Origin of the sequence: Algoriphagus lacus, assembly GCF_003583985.1 — a bacterium.
Lineage (GTDB): Bacteria > Bacteroidota > Bacteroidia > Cytophagales > Cyclobacteriaceae > Algoriphagus > Algoriphagus lacus.
The window spans coordinates 1-20,693 of sequence record NZ_QXML01000001.1 but is presented as its reverse complement, the minus strand read 5'-3'; the positions used below and the strand labels follow the sequence as shown (position 1 = coordinate 20,693).

Sequence of the window (20,693 nt, the reverse complement as noted above, 5' to 3'; positions counted from 1 at the left end):
CTCTAAAGGGAGTAATTTTTCTTGATACCTGTGTCTTTAGGACCTCTTTGTTTCGTATTCTCTTTATTGATATTCCAATGAACTACTCCAATCTTCAACCGATTCCCAATCTCCCAAGACTAGATCTTCCAAAAGTTGTCATTGTCGGAGGTGGTTTTGCAGGACTCAAACTTGCTTTGGGGCTTCGAAAAAGCGCATTTCAGATCATTCTTCTGGATAAAAACAATTTCCACCAATTTCAGCCGCTCTTTTATCAGGTTGCTACTGCTGGATTGGAGCCAAGTGCCATTTCTTTTCCGCTTCGCAAAATTTTCCATGGAGTCCCCAATGTCAGCTTTAGAATGGCCGAAGCGGAGGGTGTCGACACAAATGCTAAACGGCTTTACACAGATATTGGCTATATCGATTATGATTTTCTGGTGTTGGCCATGGGAGCTGATACCAACTATTTCGGAGCAAAAAACATCGAGTATTTTTCTACTCCGATGAAGACGGTTTCCGAAGCTCTCTACATACGCAATAAAATCATTTCCAACTACGAGAGGGCTATCAATATTCCAAAAATGGAGGATCGCAAATCGCTGATGAATATGGTAATAGTGGGTGGAGGACCTACGGGAGTGGAACTGGCTGGTGCTATGGCTGAATTGAGAAATAATGTTTTCCCAAAGGATTATCCCGAATTGAGTTTTAAAAACATGAAGGTGGTCCTGATTGAGGCAGGGCCCAAGTTGCTTGCCGCTATGTCAGAACAAGCCCAAAGTCATGCGCTGGATTACCTTCAAAAACTGGGAGTAGAAGTTTTTTTAGCTACTAGGGTGCTGGACTACGATGGAAAAGTAGTTTCCCTTGAAGGCAAAGAGCCAATCGAAACTCAAACCTTACTTTGGGCTGCCGGAATAAAACCAAATCGCATAGAAGGGTTTGACGCAAGTCAATATGCAGGCAATGGGCGTATGTTGGTAAATGAATTTAACCAACTCATTGGGTCTGAGGGTGTGTATGTTTTAGGAGATCAGTGTATTTTGCCTGGAGGTGAGTTCCCAAAAGGTCATCCCCAAGTGGCACAAGTTGCAATTCAACAGGCTCGAAATCTATCGAAAAACTTGTTCCGCCTGATCAAAGGTGAACAATTGGTCCCATTTAAATATAAAGATCTTGGGTCTATGGCAACTGTGGGGAAAAAGTTGGCGGTGGTGGATTTGCCTTTTTTCAAATTTCAGGGACTATTGGCATGGCTTACCTGGCTGATAGTTCACTTGATGGCAATCCTTGGGGTAAAAAACAAATTGTTCATTTTTCTTAATTGGTCATGGAATTACCTCAGCTTTGATCCAAGTCTGCGCCTTTTGATCAAACCGAAGTATGTGCGAGCCTCAGAGCGTAAAGAGTTGATCGAAGAAAAGAGCTCTTAATTTAGGTTAATTTACTCCTCAAAGTAGGAGTGGATTAAACCCGGTTGTTTTTGTCAAGTCTAAATCCTGAAACAAAACCAAAACAACTATGAAAAAGTGGATGATGGGTGCAGCTCTAGTGGTGTTTACCAGTTTGAATGTAGCTGCACAGCAGGAAAAAAGAGAATTGCCGAATCCTGAAGAACGAGCAAAAAAAATGACCGAACGAATGGCCACAGAACTCGAACTTTCAGAAGATCAAAAGGCAAAGGTCTTGGCTATCAATCTTGAAAATGCTCAAAAGAGACAAGCTCAAATGGAAAAAGAAATGGCAGAAAGAAAGGCCAGAATGGAAGAAATGAAAGTTCAGGAGGAAAAAATCAAAGAGGTCTTGACGGAGGAGCAAAGAAAGAAGTGGGAGGAAATTAAACTGGAGAGGCGTGAGCAAAGAAGACCTGGAGGAGAAATACATGATCGAGGACCTATGCCGCATCACGGCAAAGGACGAAACTAAACCAAATGAAGAAAGCCACCTTTTGGGTGGCTTTCTATATCGCAGGTCAGTCAACTAAACAGGGTACTATTGGCATGTCAGGGCATTCCCACTGGGGATCGCCTTGACTTTATCCCGCGATTTGCTCTTCTACCTGGAAGAAAGACTCATCTTTCTGAGGCAGTGAAGATGTACCCATAAGGTATTCATCCACTTTTACCGCCGCTTCCCTTCCTTCTGAAATTGCCCAAACAACAAGCGATTGGCCTCTGCGCATGTCTCCGGCAAGGAAAACTTTGGGATTTGTACTTTGGAAATTTTTTGATTTTGGAAGACTGTTTTCCATAGTCTCCGCTCCGAAAGCTTGCAACAGACCATTTTGTGCAGGCCCCATGTAGCCAATCGCAATAAATGCCAGGTCACAGGGAAGGGTTCTCTCAGTTCCAGGAATTTCCTCGAATATCATCCTGCCTCCCTTTTCTTTCCATTCGATGTCTACCAAAGTAAGTCCGGTCACTTCGTCAGCATCGTTTCCCGTAAATTCTTTGGTCAGGATGGAAAACATCCGTTCGGCACCTTCTTCATGAGAACTGGATGTTTTAAGGGTCATTGGCCACTCTGGCCATGGGTTCAAAGTTGTCCGTTGCTTAGGTGGTTTTGGCAAAAGCTCCAATTGGGTGATGGAAGCTGCTCCATGTCTGTTGGATGTTCCTATACAGTCACTTCCTGTATCACCGCCTCCGATGACAATCACATGCTTTCCTTTTGCTGAAATCGGGTTTTCTTCAATTTCGCCACTGATTACCTGATTCTGTTTCCCTAGAAATTCCATGGCAAAGTGTACGCCTTTGAATTTATCTCCCTTGATATTGAGTCTTCTAGGTTGAGCAGCTCCGGTGGAAAGCACTACAGCATCAAAACTTTTGAGGATTTCATCGGCTTGGATAGTTTTTCCGATTTCAGTTTTGGTGGAAAAAGTCACTCCTTCCTGAAGCATAAGTTCTACTCTACGGTCAATTACCCATTTTTCAAGCTTGAAATCCGGAATGCCATATCTGAGTAAACCTCCAACTTTAGCGTCTTTTTCAAAGAGAGTCACTTCATGACCTGCCTGGTTCAATTGATCCGCTGCTGCAAGTCCTGCTGGACCTGAACCAATTACTGCCACTTTTTTTCCGGTTCGTTTTTCAGGAGGATTTGCTTTGATCAAACCAAGTTCGTAGGCTTTTTCAGCGATGCTTTTCTCAATCAGTTCGATTGCAACCGGATCCTTGTTGATTCCCAACACGCAGCTGGCTTCACAGGGAGCTGGGCAGATTCTGCCGGTAAATTCCGGGAAGTTGTTTGTGCTGCGCAAAATGCTGATTGCCTGTCCCCATTCCTGATTGTATACCGCATCGTTGAATTCTGGTATCACGTTTCCCAATGGACATCCGTTATGGCAAAACGGTACACCGCAGTCCATACAGCGGGCTGCCTGATGGTTTAATTTTTCGCCGGAAAATGGCTCATATATTTCTCTGTAGTCACCGATACGTTCTTTTGGATCCCGGCTTACAGGGGTTTCTCTTTTGAATTGGATAAATCCGTCTTTCGCTCCCATCTTACACCAATGATTTAGCTTGTTCTTGTGCTCTTTTTTGCAAAACTGCCTTGTAGTCTCGAGGAATCACCTTGATAAACTGCTCTTTGGCCTTTTCCCAATCATCCAGAAACCGTTGCCCCAAACTACTGTTGGTTAGTTTTACGTGTCGTTTGAGGTACGATTTGATGGTGGTATAATCTTCATCTTCCAAAATGTCGATGTCCACCATTTCAGTGTTGATTTCAGTAATGTAATCTTTTAGGATGTAAGCAATTCCCCCGCTCATACCGGCTGCGAAGTTTCTGCCAATTTCCCCGAGGTTGACTACTAAGCCACCTGTCATGTATTCACAGCCATGGTCCCCTATTCCCTCGATGACTGTTTTTACTCCGGAGTTCCTTACACAGAATCGCTCTCCGCCTTTCCCGTTGATGTAGGCTTCGCCTGAGGTGGCACCATAGAAGGCCACATTGCCGATAATGATGTTTTCCTCAGGAGCAAACCGTGCATTTCTACTTGGATAGATGATCAATCGTCCTCCGGAAAGTCCCTTTCCAAAGTAATCGTTGGCTTCACCCTCCAGCTCGAAATTAACTCCTTTGGCAAGGAATCCTCCGAAAGTCTGTCCGGCAGATCCAGTAAACTTGAAATGTATGGTGTCTTCAGGCAAACCTTGGCCTCCATAGATCTTTGAAATCTCGTTGGAAAGCATTGCCCCGACAGATCTGTCAATATTCTTGATCTGGAAATTTCCCGTGACCGGAATAGCCTGTTCCAAAGCTGGAGTTGCAGCTTTGATCAGTTGGCGGTCCAGCACTTTTTTCAGTTCAAATTCCTGATCAATTTGCTTGTGGATTCCGACATGATCTGGGACTTCCACTTTATGGAAGATTGGGGAAAGGTCGATTTTATCCCATTTCCAGTGATTCAAGTGTCCGGTTGACTGAAGTACCTGGCTTTGTCCGACCATCTCATCCACGGTGCGGAATCCAAGTGAAGCCATGATTTCTCTCAGGTCCTGAACCAAGAAATTGAAATAATTCACTACATGGTCAGGATCCCCGGTGAAGAGTTTTCTCAACTCCGGATCTTGCGTAGCAATCCCAACTGGACAGGTATTCAGGTGACACTTACGCATCATAATGCAGCCTTCAACTACCAAGGCTCCTGTGGCAATGCCCCATTCTTCAGCACCCAGTAAGGTTGCAATTGCCAGATCCCGGCCTGTTCTCAACTGTCCATCGGTTTGTAAAACCACACGGCTTCGAAGGTTATTTTTTACCAAAGTTTGATGTGCTTCAGAAAGTCCAAGCTCCCAAGGAAGTCCGGCGTGTCTGATGGAGCTTAATGGTGAAGCTCCTGTGCCTCCGTCTGCTCCAGAAATCAAAATCACATCAGCCATCGCTTTGGCCACTCCGGCGGCTACGGTTCCGACTCCTGCTTGGGATACCAACTTTACGTTGATTCTAGCTTTTCTATTGGCATTTTTCAAATCGAAAATCAGCTGAGCCAAATCTTCGATTGAATAAATATCGTGGTGTGGAGGAGGTGAAATCAAGCCAACCCCTGGAGTGGAATGCCTAACCCGTCCGATCCACTCGTCCACTTTGTGCCCCGGCAATTGGCCCCCTTCTCCGGGTTTTGCTCCTTGGGCCATTTTGATTTGAAGTTCAGCAGCATTGGTGAGGTAATGGCTAGTCACCCCAAAACGGCCGGATGCCACTTGCTTGATGGCAGATCGCTCCCAATCTCCGTTTGGTTTTTTCTCATAGCGAATTTCATCTTCTCCACCTTCTCCCGAATTGCTTTTTGCACCAATTCGGTTCATTGCAATTGCCAGCGTGGTGTGAGCTTCGTGAGAAATTGAACCAAAGGACATCGCCCCGGTAGCAAAACGTTTTATAATGTTTTCAGCCGGTTCAACTTCATCGAGAGGAACACTGATTCTTTTCTTGAATTCAAACAGGCCTCTTAAAGTCAAGGCATCTTTGGTCTGTTCGTTGATTTTTGCTGCAAATTTTTTGTAGAGCTCATAATCCCCAAGCCGCGTTGATTTCTGCAGCAGGTGAATTGTTTCAGGGTTGAACATGTGTTTTTCCCCTCTTCTTTTCCACTGATACACACCACCAGTCTCCAGTGTTGGACTGTGGGTTTCATAGGCAGCATGATGCCGTACCAGAACTTCTTCTGCGAGCTCGTCAAATGATACACCGCTAATACGGGAAACCGTGCCTTTAAAGCATCGGTCGATGACCTCCGGTCCCAATCCCAAGGCTTCAAATATCTGTGCCCCTTGATACGATTGTAATGTGGAGATTCCCATTTTGGAAAGGACCTTTAGGAGACCTTTTCCGATGGCATCCTGATAGTTTGCAAAAAGGGTTTTTAGATCCTTGACCTTATGCAACTGGCCTTTTTCGAATAGTTCAACCAAAGACTCAAGTGCCAAATATGGATTGATAGCAGATACACCGTATCCTATAGCTGTCGCAAAATGATGGACCTCTCGGATATCAGCAGACTCCAACACAAGACCTGCTCTGGTTCTGATTTTTTTCTTTACCAAATGTTGATGAACAGCCCCGATTGCAAGAAGAGAAGGAATTGGAGCTAGCTCCTCTGTACTGTTTCGGTCAGAAATAATAAGGACGTTTTTGCCTTCATGTATTGCATCTTCTGCTTCCTGGCAGAGTTTATCCAGTGCCTCAAGCAGTCTTCCAGGCTTGTGGTCGGCAACAAAATGACCGAAAAGTCTTTTTGTCCTGTAGCCCAAATGTCCCATACGGGTTATTTTTTCCAAGTCTTCGTTAAGGAGGACTGGCTGGGAAATGTGGATCTGCTTGGTATGCTGTGGACTTTCTTCCAAAATATTGTGTCCTTCACCGATACGAGTGAAAAGGGACATCACTAATCGCTCCCTGATCGGATCAATCGGTGGGTTACTTACCTGTGCAAAAAGTTGCTTAAAGTAATTCGCGATGTGCTGACTTTGCTTGGACAATACCGCCAAGGGAGTATCTGCACCCATGGAGCCTACGGCCTCGTAGCCTGTATCGCCCATTGGAGCAAGGATTACCTTAAGTTCTTCTGAAGTATAGCCAAAGACAGTCTGGCACTTTTTAATATTCTCTGTCGAATACGGATGGGTCAATTCCTCCGGATCAGGCACAAATCTGAGTTTGGTACGCTGCTCGTTCACCCACTTTTCGTAGGGTTGACGACGACAGATTTCGCCCTTTACTTCTTCATCAAATAAAACTCGTCCTTTCTCAAGATCTGCCCAAAGCATCCTCCCGGGACTTATTCGGCCTTTCTCCGTGATGGTCGCTTCACGAATCGGCAAAGCTCCAGCTTCAGAAGACAGTACCAAGCGATTGTCTCTGGTAATGAAGTAACGAAGTGGACGAAGACCATTTCTATCGAGGGTAGCACCCACCGATTTTCCATCGGTGAACAGCAATGCTGCAGGACCATCCCAGGGCTCCACGAGAGACGCATGGAATTTATAAAACGCCTTTCGGTCCCGGTCCATCACTTCGTTGTCCTGCCAAGCTTCTGGCACCAGCATCATCATCGCGTGGGGAAGAGATCTTCCGCTTAGCGTCAATAATTCCACCATGGCATCCAGGTTGGCAGAGTCGGAGTTGAGTTTGTTGGTGATAGGCATCAACTTGGCAAGCTCCTCATCAGTGAAGAATTTGGACTTCATCAAGGCTTCCTTGGACTTCATTTTGTTCAAGTTGCCTCTAATAGTGTTGATTTCGCCGTTATGGGAGAGAAATCTGAAGGGCTGGGCTAGTCTCCAGTTAGGAAACGTATTGGTAGAGAATCTTGAGTGTACGATCGCAAAAGCAGACTCAATTCTTGGGTTTTGGAGATCTTTAAAAAATGCCAAAACCTGGTCTGTCCGCAACTGTCCTTTGTAGATTAGAGTGAGGCTACTCAGACTCGCAAAATAGAAAGAATGATTGACCCCCGGTATCTTGGTATTGATCTCAGAGGAGGCATAGTTTCTAAGGACATAGAGTTTTCGCTCAAGTTCAATTCCAGTTAGTCCTTTTTTATGGCTAACAAAGAGTTGTTCGATGTTTGGCATTACCTCCAAGGCACCTGAACCGGGAATAGTCTCATCCACCGGTACCTCGCGATATCCGATAAGGTTGAAGTCCATTTCCTCAATCAACTGATTGAGCATTTCCTTGGAACGCTGATAGAGCTGTTTATTCTTCGGGAAGAAAGTCATGCCCACACCGTAATACCCCGGTTCTGGCAGATTGATTTCGGTACGTGCTGTGACGTCTTTTAGAAATTGATGTGGAACTTGAATAGAAATACCGGCACCGTCTCCAGTCTTAGGGTCGGATCCACGTCCACCACGGTGCTCCATATTACTAAGCATGTATAAGGCATCGCTTATAGTCTCATGAGTTGGGATATTACTCAGGTCGACTACCGCACCTATACCGCAGGAGTCATGCTCAAACTCCGATCGATACAAACCTTGTTGCATTCTAAATTGATTTAATAGGTTCAAAATTTCCAAAAACTACAAAAAAAAATTCTTTTGTTAAAATTAAGGCAATAAATACGGCCTAATAGTGAAGGATTAATTATAAAATGAGGCTTTATTAATTTTTTTGTAATTATAATTTTTGGTTATAAAAAATTGAATATTTAGCCGATTGGCAGTCCAATAAAGAGTATTAGGGTCAAATAAGTGGTGGTTTGGTAAAAAAATCTGTAAAAATTAACCAAATCGGTTATTTAGAAAAAAAGTAAAAAATTTTCCAAGTTTTTTATTTCAGAATTTTTTCATCGGTCGAGTACTTTGAAGATGTCAACCACAAAATCAGAATAAAATTCTGAAAAAATTAAATTAAACAGAATTTAATAAATCTTAATTTCAGTCAGTAAACGGAGTAGAACTGTCCTTTTCTCCAGAAATCTGATGGACTTTCACTTTTTTGATTTTTCGAGTATCCACAGCCAATACAGTAAACTCAAAATCCTGATATTTAATTTTTGTCCCGTTTTTGGGAAGTTTGGAATTCAATTCAAGCAAAAGCCCTCCTAAAGACTCACTTTCTCCTTTGACATCCTCAAATAGTTGAGGGTCCAATTCGAGCTTTTTACAAAAATCATTCAACGAAACCTTTCCTTCGAAAATAAAGGTGTCACTATCCAGCTCTTGAAAGAAAATGTCATCGGTGTCATCAAATTCGTCATTGATTTCTCCGATAATTTCCTCGATCAAATCTTCAAAAGTCACCAAGCCGGAGGTTCCACCATATTCGTCCACCACGATCGCCATATGCACCCGCATTCGTTGGAAATCTTTTAGAAGTGAATCAACCTTTTTTGTTTCAGGAACAAAAAAACTTTTCCTGATCAGTTCCTTCCAAGCAAAATCTTCATTCTTTTCAATGAAGGGAAGGAGGTCTTTTATATACAATACCCCCAAAATATTGTCTATAGTTTCTTCATAAACTGGAATCCTGGAATAACCGCTTTTATTGATTTTGTCCATCAACTCATGAAAATCCATTTCCACATCTATGGCAGTGATATCCAGTCTGCTTCGCATCACTTGTTTTACTGAAAGGGTACCAAAATTCACAATACCCCTGAGAATTTCTTTTTCCTCTTCGGGGGTATCTTCCGTAGTTAGCTCAAGGGCCTGATTTAGTTCGTCCACAGATAAATCATAGCCCTTTTGTACCACCCGTTTTTCGATTAGGTTGCTAAATCCCATCAACAACCAAGAGATTGGCTTTAAAAAAGAATAGAAAAAACTGATTGAGGGAGCCAGCGCTGTCGCAAACGGAATTTTTGCTTGGTTGGCATAGACTTTTGGTACAATTTCTCCAAAAAACACAATGGCAAAAGTAACTCCAACAGTCTGAACCAGAAGGATTATTATCCCAGTAGCATTCAGTCCAAAAACTGTCCAAGAGACGAATGTGGTTAGAGTAACTATGCCAATATTGATTAGATTGTTCAGGATCAATATGGTACTTAACAGTTGCTTGGGATTGGAGAGAAGTTTGGAAACGATCCGACCTCTTTCAGGATCTGATTCCTGGATAGAGGCGATTTCTTCGTTACTGAGAGAAAAAAATGCAACTTCCGAACCGGAAGCCAAAGCTGACCCTATCAGCAGTAAGATTAGAATCAAACCATTGATTAGGAAATAACTAAATGAGGGCTCGATAATCTGCGCAATCAGGTAGTAACTCGGGTAGGGGTCGTCCATGTAGGAGTGTAGATGATTTAGGCAAAATTAAAGAATTCCCCTGATAATCAACTTCAGGGGAATTAAGCATCAGTTAAAAGGGCAGATCATCGTCTGAATTGTCCAAAATCAGATCAGGACCGGAGTTGGAGGTGGTAACGGCTGCATTTGATGGTTTAGCGGCTGCCGATGTGCTTGCCTGACTTTGTCCGCCGCCCATTCCCATTCCTTCAGGTTTTCCGCCAAGCATGGTAAAACTGATTACTCTGATTTTGGTCCGGTACCTATTTTGGCCCTGGTCGTCCTGCCAAGTATCTGTTTTGATTTTTCCCTCTACATAGATTTGAGACCCTTTTTTCAGGTATTGTTCAGCAATCTTCGCTTGTTGATCCCACATTTCTAGATCATGCCATTCGGTTTGATCAACTCTATTTCCAGATCGGTCCTTATAGGATTCTGTTGTGGCTAACCTGATTTTCGCTACAACCTTATCACCTTCCAGGTATTTGACCTCAGGATCTGCTCCAAGATTACCCACTAAAATTACTTTGTTTACTCCTGCCATAATTTGATTTGTTTAGGTGGAAAAATGAATAAAATTGAAATTACTCAAATCCCTTGATCGGTCAAAAAGTTCACGATCAATTTAGGTTTTGCAAGGTATTCGATTTCATTTTCGGCGACCAGCAGATATCCTTCATTTTCACACCATTTAGAAAGTTCTTGATGCTTTTCGAGAGGAATTTCAAGTTCTGAAAAACTTGCGTTTAATCGCTGATGAGACAAAATGTGTCGGTATTTTTTCGGAATCAACCTTGGTTTTTCTTCTGAAATCCCAAGGTATGGTGCTGGTTCACCTTCCGAATGGGGAAAATCATGAAGGCCTTCCCAAATGTCTCCGGATTTACGTTTCTTCCAAACCCAATTTTCTCCACACCGAATTACATAATAATGGAGGTTTCGTTCCTTTACCTTTGTTTTATTGATTTTAACAGGAAGGTCTTTGACCAAGTTTTTTTGATAGGCAAAACAGGTTTCCTTCAGAGGACATTTGGGACAATCCGGATTTTTGGGAACACATAGCCTGGCCCCAAAGTCCATGATTGCCTGATTGTATTCTCCCGGGTTTTCATTAGGAATCAATTTATTGGCTAAAGTTTCGAATTCTATTTTTGCTTTTCCCGAGGCAATGTCAGTATCTATTCCGAAGTATCTTGCCAATACCCGAAACACATTCCCATCCACCACCGCTTTCACCTCTCCGAATGCAAAACTGGAAATTGCAGCTGCCGTGTAGCTGCCCACCCCTTTAAGTTTGAGCAATTCTGAATAAGTATTGGGGAAGATGCCTCCTAGTTCATACCAGATAAACTTTGCGCAAGAGTGGAGGTTTCTGGCTCTGCTGTAATAACCCAAACCTTGCCAAAGTCGAAGAACTTCCGATTCAGGTGCGAGTGCCAAGTCTTTTACAGTTGGGTAAGTTTCTGAAAAAGCGTAATAATAAGGTAATCCTTGGGCAACCCGAGTTTGTTGAAGGATAATTTCTGAGAGCCAGATTTTATAAGGATCGGTAGTTCCTCTCCAGGGAAGTTCTCTGGGATTGGCTTTGTACCAGGAAATTATTTTTAAAGAAAACGCCTGATTTTCAGAAGATTTACGGCTCATGGGGTGAAATTTTTCCTGATACAAACCAAGGTAATTTTTTTGAATATGTTTTTTAATTGCATTGCATATCGTACATTTGCAGTCCCAAAAACACTTGGTTAATAGGTTGTTAAGCTTATTTCGTAATTTCTAAAATAAAATCACTGTGACAAAAGCAGAAGTAATCACCAAGATTTCAGACAAAACAGGAATCCAAAAGGATGATGTTACACAAGCCATTGAGGCGTTCTTCAAAGTAGTGAAGGATTCTATGTCTGAAGGAGAAAACATCTACGTAAGAGGATTTGGTAGCTTTATCAACAAGAAAAGAGCTAAGAAAATCGCCCGTAATATCTCCAAGAATACCGCGATCGTGATCGATGAGCACTACATTCCGGCTTTTAAGCCTTCCAAAGTCTTTGTAGAAAAAATTAAAAACAGCAAAAAAATCAAGCAACTGGCTCCTCAGGACTAAGTCTGAGGTGACTTTGACATGAAAAAATCCCAGCTCATTCTCATCGTTATCGGTATCAGTGCAATTGTTGGACTCTATGCCTTACCAAAGGTAGTAGTGGACAATGAAGCGGGTACAACCTCGGTTGAAGACCCAAATGCCCCTGAAAATACCCCTGAAGGAGTAACCGAAATGCATGAGAATGAGCTTTCTTCTGAAAAAAGATCACTGGCTGATGCACTTAAATTGAAGTTGGATCAAGACTCGGATAACACCGTGAAGATTTCAGCCGCAAAAGAATTAGCCGGAATTTATCAGACAGAAGGGATGTTTGACAGTGCAGCTTTCTACTGGGAAAAAGCTGTGGAGGTCAATCCACAGGACATGCAACTAGTAGAGGAGGCCGGAAAAGCCTATTACGAGGCGTTTTCCTTTGCCTTAGATAAAAACAAAGTGGAGGATCTTGCCGAAAAAACAAGATCATACCTCAATCAAGTCTTGGAAAAAAATCCAAGCCGATTGGATTTGAAAACCAAAGTGGCGATGACTTATGTATCTTCGGCCAATCCAATGCAGGGAATTACCATGATGAGAGAAATTCTCGAAGAGGATCCCCAAAACGAGGATGGACTGTTTAACATGGGAGTCCTCTCCATGCAATCCGGACAGTACGAGCGCGCCGCTGAGCGATTTGAAGAGTTGATCAAGTATCATCCGGATAATCTTCAAGGGCAGTTTTACTTGGCGGTAAGCTATTTCGAGTCCAATGAGAAAAATAAAGCGAAAGCACAGTTTGAGGCTGTTAAGAAAATGACTCAGGATCCCATGATTCTGGAAAGTGTTCAGACCTACCTCGACAAGCTATAATTATTGTTACACACCTTAAAATTTAAAAACTATGCCTTGCGGTAAGAAAAGAAAAAGACATAAGATCGCTACGCACAAGCGTAAGAAGAGACTTAGAAAAAACAGACATAAGAAGAAGTAATCCACTTCTTCTTTTGCCATTTTATAACAACACGTTCATTTACATATTATTAAGACAAAATTTTGAGTACGGAATTGTTAATCGATTCTGCTCAGAACGGAAGTCGGATTGCCCTGCTGCATGATAAGCAACTGGTAGAGCTTCATTCCGAAGGAATGGACAATCAGTTTAAAGTAGGTGACATTTATCTGGGTACGGTCCGAAAGATCGTCAATGGACTCAATGCTGCGTTCATTGACGTAGGTTATGAGAAAGACGCCTTTCTTCATTACCAGGACCTCGGCCCAAATGTCAACAGCTTGTTCAAATTCACCAAAATGGTGAGGAACAACAACTACAATAGCTATCTGCTGAAAGGCTTCGAAAACGAGCCTGAAATAGACAAAATCGGTAAAATCGAAAAAGTCTTAGCCAAGACCAATCAGGTGTTGGTTCAGGTCGTCAAAGAGCCAATTTCAACCAAAGGCCCCCGACTTTCCTGCGAGCTCTCTCTGCCCGGGCGGTTCCTCGTGCTTGTGCCTTTTTCAGATACAGTCAATGTATCCAAGAAAATTCGAAGCAACGATGAACGCAAAAGGCTTCTCAGACTCATCAATTCAATCAAACCTGCCAATTTCGGAGTAATCATCCGAACAGTGGCTGAAGGGCAGTCCGTGACGGAACTTGATAAAGACCTTCGAAATCTTCTCGATACCTGGGAAGAAGGAATGAAGAAATTGCTGAAAGCCAAGAGCCGGGACAAAATCATCGGAGAGATGAGTATGGCTTCCTCACTTATCAGGGACCTGCTCAACGAATCATTCGACGCAATCACCGTAGAAGAAGAGTCCACCTACGATCAGATCAGATCCTACATCAGGTCAATAGCCCCTGAAAAAGAAAAAATTGTCAGACTTTACAACGGTAAAGTCAAGCTCTTTGAAAGTTTTGGAATCGAAAAGCAAATCAAAAGCTTGTTTGGACAAACAGTGAGCTTGCCTCAAGGCGGCTATGTCATCATTGAACACACTGAGGCTCTGCACGTCATTGACGTTAACAGTGGCAATAAATCCAACCAAGAAAGTGACCAAGAGTCTACAGCACTTAAGACGAACCTGGTTGCAGTTAAAGAAATTGCCAGACAACTCCGCCTCCGAGACATGGGAGGAATCATCGTTGTCGATTTTATCGACATGAAAAGGGCCGAAAACAAAAAGGTCATTTACGATGCGATGATGTCGGAGATGAAAACAGACCGATCCAAGCATACCGTTTTGCCGCTAAGCAAATTTGGTCTCATGCAAATCACCCGGCAGCGAGTACGTCCTGAGGTCAACATTGTGACCAAAGAGACTTGCCCTGCCTGCAACGGCACCGGCAAGATACAGGCCTCAATCCTGATCGCCGATAAGCTTGAGCATGATCTGGAGCATCTTGCCACTATCCAAAACGTGGCAAAAATTCAAATTGGGCTGCATCCCTACCTGCATGCATACTTTACCCAAGGCCTGATTAGCCAGCGGGTTAAGTGGTTTTTCAAGTATTACAAATGGATAAAACTGATCAGAGATTCTTCTCTACCTGTGACGGAATACAGATTCCTCGATGAATCTGGTGAAGAAATCGAACTACAAGTAAAAAGCGAGACTGAATAAGTCTCGCTTTTTTTTTTTAGCTAATTTTTAAACGAATAGACCCCAACCATCATCTATCCTCTCTGAGGAATCAAAACCCCGAACCCATTCTACAAATAGTGTTCGGAATTCTGATATTGCTTCTCTTAGCAAATTCAAATGATCTTCTGCATGAGTTTCCTCAATGGCAAGTTGGTAAGTCATTGAGTTTAGATGGCGGGCGTGAACTTTCATAATCGTAGCATTTTCCATCTTGAGGATGAAGTCGTTTACTCCTTCAGCCCCTGCAAATTTGGCGCTGATTACCATTGCATCCTCCATCATCATGCCCCCGTATAGTTCTTTTCGCGCTTCATCAAGACTACCTACAAGCGCATGCGTAAGCGATACGATTTCATTCGATTTCTTCATTAAAGGATGGGAGTAAATTTGATCCCGATTTGCTTTCGGATCAAATTCACTTTCATCATCCTCCTCATTTTCATCAAAATCTTCCCACATCGAAAAGTTAAGTTAAAAAAACATTGTACTAATTATTTTAAAAAGGAAGCTTGTCTTCTTCGCTTTCAGAGTAAAAAGTATCGACCTCCGGCCCTTCGGAAGGTCCAATTCCACCGTGAGTTCGGTCTACTTTATAGACTTTCACCTCAGTATACCACCTTCCGTTGTATTCACGGCTTTCCACATCGATACCCAAGGTTACTTGCTCCCCGACTTTCAGCCCAAATTGTTCAATTTTATCACCCCAGACGGATAAGCAAACCTTTTTTGGATATTGGCCTCCAGTCTCTAAAATATATTCCTGTTTTCTCCAGGCATTTCCACTTTTCGAACTTCCTCCTACTTCAGGTAGTTGGGTGATTATTTTTCCACTTAAATCCATTGCTATGCTAATTACTTGATCAGATTACGAAGGTAATGATTGAGTCGAATTTTTTGGGGTATTTCTGGTCTTAAAACAATTAACCAATGGTTGTATTTTAACATTTTTTGGCATAAACATTGGCAGTTCAATTTGCCTGGGTTATTAATCGCAGCAATTAAAATTTGATTTGGTGATTTTTTCCAAAGTTCCTTTTGAATTTGGATTGCTACTTGACAAATCAAAAAAAAACGCGTTAGATTGGAATCCTAGAGTAATCTTTGAACCGCTACCCAACTTTTACAATTCTTTCACTCTAACCTGATACTATGGCTTAAACTTCTACGTTGTTCATAAACCAACTTAAAATGAGTAAGCAAATAGGTCCTCAGGACAGCGAGTTGATAGCTCAGTATCGAAATGGCAGCCAAGCTGCATTTGATGTATTAGTAGATCGGTATCAAAGTAAAGTTTACACCACAATTTTCCTGATCGTTAAGGATCAGGATGTTGCTGAAGATTTGCTTCAGGATGTATTTGTCAAAGTTGTGCAGACGATTCACTCTGATAAATACAGCGAAGAAGGGAAGTTTCAGCCTTGGTTGATGCGGATTGCCCACAATCTGGCAATTGATCATTTTCGGAAAGCGAAACGTTATCCAACCATTTTGATGGAAGATGGATCGAATGTGTTCAATTCCCTTCAGTTTGCAGAAACCTCTGTGGAGGATCACAAAGTGAAAGAAGAGACACTGGAAATGGTCAAAAAACTTATTGAGGAACTTCCGGAGGCTCAAAAAGAAGTATTGGTCATGCGCCATTACTTGGAGATGAGCTTTCAGGAAATAGCCGATCAGACTGGTGTCAGTATCAATACTGCCTTGGGAAGAATGCGCTATGCGCTGATCCACCTCAGGAAAAAGATGAAACAATTAAATATTGCCTATGATAAAACCATTTACCCCAAATGACCTGGTAAGATACATCTATCAGGAAATGCCGGAGGTAGAACAAGAACTCTTGATGCAAGCCTTGCAAAGCGACGATGCCTTGATGCAAGATTATGTGGAGATGCTGAGCACGATAGAGCAATTGGACCAGGTTCGCCTGCAACCTTCGGAAAAAGTAGTAAAAGCCATCAAATCAATGGCTCATTCTAAGGGACTTCAAAAAGTCTGAAATGAAATGGTAACCCCGGCAATTGTCGGGGTTTTTCTTTAAAACTCCCCTATAAACTCTTTAGCTTGTCTGATCAATTCCTCATTGGTTGTCATGGTGAATCCATGACCCTGGCCGGGCACTTTAGTAAATTGATGCCTAACACCTTTATTTTGGAATGCAGCTTTCAAAAGCTCACTTTGGCTGATGGGAACTACCGTGTCGACATCTCCGTGGAAAAAAATGGTTGGAACATCCATAGGGTCCACGAAATTTACCGGACTGGTTATCTGGTAGTTCAACGCTGCAGTGCTTGGGGTGCCACCCAAAACCGCTCCTAAACCTAAAGCTGTCAGATTATTGAACTTATAGAGTTCTGTTAGATCTGTTGGAGGGAAAAAAGCGATGACCCCTTTTAGGTCAGAATTGTTGTTTTTTAATGCATGAAGAAGGGCCAAGTGGCCACCTGCACTGGCACCTGCGAGTACGATATTATCAGAAATATTCCAGTCAGCCAATTGATTTTCGATGGAATTGAATGCCAAAATAATGTCCTGCTCTTGGTCCAAAATCCCATTTCTTCCAGTTGCAAAATCGTAAAGGCGGTAATTCAAGGAAATAAAAGCGTATCCCGGAAATTCCTTTTCCAAAAGCGGTTTTACCTGTAAAAACTCACTCTTGTCCCCGTCTATCCACGCTCCTCCGTGTATATATATAAGGAGTGGCGTTTCGGATGGAGATCTTCCGGCTGGCAAATAAACATCCATTTTTTGTTTTGGATCATTTCCATAGGATTCATTCTGGAGTTCCCTTGCCGCAAGAAAATCCGGTTCATTATCTGAGGAACAGGAAGAAGCTAAAAGGAGTAAAAAGAACGTACTAAAAGTGAAGGATTTAAAAATATTCTGCTTCATAGCTTAAAACCATTTTATTAACGATGCAATTATTTGCTTTGTTTTCATACCGTATGGCGGTCTGAGTAAAGTAACGTTGTTGTATCCAACCCGTTGCTTAAGGATCCCTTTTTCATTACTGAAGGCCAGGAATCCATAGTATCCATGAGCTTTTCCGATTCCACTGTTATTCACACCGCCAAATGGAAGGTCATTGTGAAGAAAGTGAAGGACACAGTCATTGACTACCATGTTTCCGGAGCTTGTTTCAGTTAGCACTTTCTTGGAATGTGTAGAGTTGTTTCCAAAAAAGTAAAGTGCCAAAGGTTTTGGCTTGGAATTAACTAATTCAATGGCTTCGTTTAAATTCCTGTAAGTCAAAATCGGAAGAATTGGGCCAAAAATCTCTTCCTGAAAAATGGTCATGTCTTCTGAGATGTTTGAGATCAAGGTTGGCTCCAAATAACAAGTGGATTCATTCGTATTTCCACCAAACTCCAATTTCGCTCCTTTTTCCAACGCCTCGGTGAGATAGCTATTTAGTCGCTTGTGGTGCTTGGAGTTGATTATTCTGGCATAATCAGGGCTTTTTTCAATACCCTTAAATGCAGGATCATAGAACTTTTGCAAATAGACTTTGGCTCTCATGAGGAATTCTTCCAACTTATCTTCAGGGACCAACAGATAGTCAGGAGCGATGCAAGTTTGTCCGCAGTTTACAAATTTGGACCAGATGATTTTTGCTGCTGCATCATCCAAATCGGCGCTGTGATCTACAATCACAGGTGACTTTCCGCCAAGCTCTAACGTTACAGATGTGAGGTGTGCGGAAGCCGCCTTCATTACAATTTTTCCAACTGCAGGGCTACCAGTGAAAAATATATGGTCAAAAGGCAACTCAAGCAGATTACTGGCAACTTCCACATCTCCCAAGAAAACAGCTACCTCTGAAGGATCAAACAGCTCTTTGATCATATCGGATATCAACGCTGAAGTGTGTAAGGACATTTCTGATGGTTTGATTATCGCGGTACAACCAGCAGCAATTGCAGATATCAATGGCCCCACTGTCAGATTAAATGGGAAATTCCAAGGGGCCAGGATTAAAACTCTTCCTTTTGGTTCATAGTGGATTTTTCCGGTGGTACCGATCATAGGAAGCGGAGTGGAGACTGATTTTGCCTTCATCCATGATTGGAGATTTTTTACGGCATGGTTGATTTCTGAAGTCACCGGGAAAATTTCACTAAGATCAACCTCTGCTTCCGGTTTTTTAAAATCCTGCCAAAGCGCTTTTCTGATTTCCTTCTGATGGTCTTTGATCCATGCTCCGATTTTTTTCAAACGAGCTATTCGTTCTTCAGCAGTAGATTTTCTCCAATGTAAAGAAGTCTTCAGTTGGGATTCAAATGCATTTGTAATAAGTGAAGAGTTGGAATTTATTGGGAAATGGGGCATGGTAAATCAGATAGGGCTTTTTAAATCTGGCTTAAAGAAGTCAGGCTCTCACAGCAACAAGTTAAGAAGCACCAAAAGAAAGAACAGTGTTCGATGAACTTTATTTGACAAAGGTCAATCATTAAAAAAGTAATCGATTTTGTTTAATAAAAACTCTAAAAACCTAAACAAAAATTGCTTTTGAATCAAATTTTATTCATTTCGTATTAAAAAAATTGCATTACAAATAAATTTTTTTGTAAATCCTTTGTTTATGAAAAACAAAAAAATGTATTTTTACAACTGAAATGTATCTGTAAACTGAATAGGTTAGGCGGGTAATATTAGATTGGAGTTCATTTTTAGAGTAAACAGACTGAAAAAAAGGTGGCTGTAATTCGAATAGGCAGAGTAAAAGCCTAAGTAAAATCGAAAATGCGGTTTAGAAAGATCAAAAAGTAAGCTATTGCAAAACATTTACTAGCTCGAAAATTAAAATTCTCAACGATATGGACAACTTATCCAATTGTCAGACCAACCCCCGGCCACCTAAAAGTGGATTTTTCAAGGGGTTAATGAGAGATACAGGATTTGTCAGACAGGTAATGCTCTGGCTTTTCCTGATTTTCTTTTTTGTGCAGGGGGCCGTTCGTGCACAAAATTCAACTATAATTTCCCCAACCACTCCATTTCTCATAGATCCGGCTAACCCACCAGCCTGTCCGCAAAATAACCTTCAGGTTGTCGCGGTTGAGTTCAGATATAAGGGTGGTGGGGTTATTTTACCTGGAGACTTGGATGGTACGCCATTGGGAACACCAATTGAAGGGGAAATTTGGGCCACATTTGATGTTAGCGGTAACGGCTATAACCTCCATGTGCAATATGATCTTTACATAAATGATGTATTGCAAGGGGGAACTCAAGCGAAATGTATTGTTTATGAAGATCAATTAGGGAATACCATCAACATAGAAAATGGTGACCAATTAAGGGTGAGTGACTTTACCTGGAATTATGGAGATAAAATAGAAATAAAAAACATATACCAGACCTGGAAGACAGGTAAGGCTGACTCTGATGATAAATCCTGTCCACCAACTGCAGGAAATGCACAGTGCGATTTCAAAGGTCCAGGATTTATTGTTAAAACCCCTTTAGTAGCCAATTTTGATTATTCGACTTCCTGCGAAAACTTTGATGTTAGTTTTACTGACAAATCAACTGGAGGAGAAGTTGGAAGCTACACTTGGAGCTGGAATTTTGGTGACGGTTCGACTTCTAATCTTCAAAACCCAACTCATACTTATGCAGCAGCGGGTTCATATGAAGTAACTCTGACTGTGGATGATCCTGTTTCAAGTCCAAAAACAATTACAAAGACGGTGATTGTTAATACTTGTTCAATTTCATTGGAGAAGAATGGAACATATTCCGATTTCAATAATGATGGAATTCAAAATTCTGGCGATAAAATCACCTATGTTTTTACAATTGAAAACACTGGTACTGTTAGTATTTCTGGCATTTCTTTAATAGATCCAAAAGTTAGTGTTTCGGGAGGACCGATAGCAAGCTTAGCCCCTGGGGTGGTCGATAATTCTACTTTTACAGCTACTTATGTTTTAACCCAAGCAGATATTGATGCTGGGACTTTTACAAATACTGCGACAGTGTCCGGCACGGCTTTGGGAACAACTGTTTCTGCTATAGATGACGACATTCAGAGCCTGACCCAGACACCGGCGTTGACTTTGGACAAGCAGATCAAATCAGGCAGTCCATACGATGCGGTAGGGGATATCATTACGTACGACTACGTGATCACTAACAGCGGAAACGTGACGTTGGCCGGACCGTTCAGTGTGAGTGACGACAAGATTGCGGGAATTGCTCCGGTTAACGGGCCTTTGGCTCCGGGAGCAAGTGTGACTGCGACA

General features: G+C 42.1%; 17 protein-coding genes. 8 read left to right on the top strand and 9 right to left on the bottom strand.

The genetic code is table 11. From position 1 onward, the window contains the following. Positions 1 to 77 precede the first annotated feature (77 nt). Both D0X99_RS00085 and D0X99_RS00080 read left to right on the top strand, forming a co-directional pair. Complete coding sequence (locus tag D0X99_RS00085; protein ID WP_119475615.1) at positions 78 to 1,415, top strand: NAD(P)/FAD-dependent oxidoreductase; 1,338 nt, start codon at positions 78 to 80, stop codon at positions 1,413 to 1,415. 88 nt (positions 1,416 to 1,503) lie between these two features. Next, positions 1,504 to 1,908: a DUF4890 domain-containing protein gene (locus D0X99_RS00080; RefSeq protein ID WP_119475614.1), complete on the top strand. Its 405-nt coding sequence runs from the start codon at positions 1,504 to 1,506 to the stop codon at positions 1,906 to 1,908. Positions 1,909 to 2,017: 109 nt separating this feature from the next. On the opposite strand, the gene D0X99_RS00075 is transcribed toward D0X99_RS00080, so the two are convergent. From D0X99_RS00075 to mutY, 5 genes are all read right to left on the bottom strand, one after another. Further along, the gene (locus tag D0X99_RS00075; protein WP_119475613.1) at positions 2,018 to 3,490 is read right to left on the bottom strand and encodes a glutamate synthase subunit beta; all 1,473 of its coding nucleotides are present in this window, start codon (positions 3,488 to 3,490) and stop codon (positions 2,018 to 2,020) included. A gap of 1 nt (position 3,491) precedes the next feature. Then, positions 3,492 to 7,982, bottom strand: coding sequence for a glutamate synthase large subunit (gene gltB, locus D0X99_RS00070; protein ID WP_119475612.1), 4,491 nt, complete (start codon positions 7,980 to 7,982; stop codon positions 3,492 to 3,494). Between the two features lie 393 nt (positions 7,983 to 8,375). Further along, positions 8,376 to 9,725, bottom strand: coding sequence for a gliding motility-associated protein GldE (gldE, locus tag D0X99_RS00065; protein WP_119475611.1), 1,350 nt, complete (start codon positions 9,723 to 9,725; stop codon positions 8,376 to 8,378). 73 nt (positions 9,726 to 9,798) lie between these two features. Continuing rightward, the gene (locus tag D0X99_RS00060; protein ID WP_119475610.1) at positions 9,799 to 10,269 is read right to left on the bottom strand and encodes a single-stranded DNA-binding protein; all 471 of its coding nucleotides are present in this window, start codon (positions 10,267 to 10,269) and stop codon (positions 9,799 to 9,801) included. Positions 10,270 to 10,313: 44 nt separating this feature from the next. Beyond that, a complete protein-coding gene (gene mutY, locus D0X99_RS00055; RefSeq protein ID WP_119475609.1) occupies positions 10,314 to 11,369 on the bottom strand; it encodes an A/G-specific adenine glycosylase in 1,056 nt (351 codons plus the stop codon). Positions 11,370 to 11,514: 145 nt separating this feature from the next. Between mutY and D0X99_RS00050 the strand changes: the two genes are divergently transcribed. From D0X99_RS00050 to D0X99_RS00040, 3 genes are all read left to right on the top strand, one after another. Further along, positions 11,515 to 11,823, top strand: coding sequence for an HU family DNA-binding protein (locus D0X99_RS00050; protein ID WP_119475608.1), 309 nt, complete (start codon positions 11,515 to 11,517; stop codon positions 11,821 to 11,823). A gap of 18 nt (positions 11,824 to 11,841) precedes the next feature. Continuing rightward, positions 11,842 to 12,669 (top strand): tetratricopeptide repeat protein, encoded by an 828-nt coding sequence (locus tag D0X99_RS00045; protein WP_119475607.1) that lies wholly within the window; start codon positions 11,842 to 11,844, stop codon positions 12,667 to 12,669. 183 nt (positions 12,670 to 12,852) lie between these two features. Then, the gene (locus D0X99_RS00040) at positions 12,853 to 14,424 is read left to right on the top strand and encodes an Rne/Rng family ribonuclease (protein ID WP_119475606.1); all 1,572 of its coding nucleotides are present in this window, start codon (positions 12,853 to 12,855) and stop codon (positions 14,422 to 14,424) included. A 27-nt stretch (positions 14,425 to 14,451) separates the two neighbouring features. Here D0X99_RS00040 and D0X99_RS00035 read toward each other — a convergent pair whose 3' ends face one another. Then, positions 14,452 to 14,904, bottom strand: a complete 453-nt coding sequence (locus tag D0X99_RS00035) for a hypothetical protein (protein ID WP_119475605.1) — start codon at positions 14,902 to 14,904, stop codon at positions 14,452 to 14,454. 37 nt (positions 14,905 to 14,941) lie between these two features. Continuing rightward, positions 14,942 to 15,286: a DUF3127 domain-containing protein gene (locus tag D0X99_RS00030; protein WP_119475604.1), complete on the bottom strand. Its 345-nt coding sequence runs from the start codon at positions 15,284 to 15,286 to the stop codon at positions 14,942 to 14,944. Positions 15,287 to 15,633: 347 nt separating this feature from the next. Here D0X99_RS00030 and D0X99_RS00025 point away from each other — a divergent pair, with 347 nt between their 5' ends. Continuing rightward, the gene (locus D0X99_RS00025) at positions 15,634 to 16,236 is read left to right on the top strand and encodes an RNA polymerase sigma factor (RefSeq protein WP_119475603.1); all 603 of its coding nucleotides are present in this window, start codon (positions 15,634 to 15,636) and stop codon (positions 16,234 to 16,236) included. Then, positions 16,211 to 16,444 (top strand): hypothetical protein, encoded by a 234-nt coding sequence (locus tag D0X99_RS00020; protein ID WP_119475602.1) that lies wholly within the window; start codon positions 16,211 to 16,213, stop codon positions 16,442 to 16,444. The genes D0X99_RS00025 and D0X99_RS00020 overlap by 26 nt, the downstream gene beginning before the upstream one ends. Before the next feature lie 38 nt (positions 16,445 to 16,482). Here D0X99_RS00020 and D0X99_RS00015 read toward each other — a convergent pair whose 3' ends face one another. Further along, positions 16,483 to 17,337, bottom strand: a complete 855-nt coding sequence (locus D0X99_RS00015; RefSeq protein WP_119475601.1) for an alpha/beta hydrolase — start codon at positions 17,335 to 17,337, stop codon at positions 16,483 to 16,485. Between the two features lie 3 nt (positions 17,338 to 17,340). Next, complete coding sequence (locus tag D0X99_RS00010; protein WP_119475600.1) at positions 17,341 to 18,774, bottom strand: aldehyde dehydrogenase family protein; 1,434 nt, start codon at positions 18,772 to 18,774, stop codon at positions 17,341 to 17,343. 488 nt (positions 18,775 to 19,262) lie between these two features. Here D0X99_RS00010 and D0X99_RS20710 point away from each other — a divergent pair. Further along, on the top strand, positions 19,263 to 20,693 hold a 1,431-nt coding region (locus D0X99_RS20710; RefSeq protein WP_119475599.1), incomplete at its 3' end, for a DUF7507 domain-containing protein.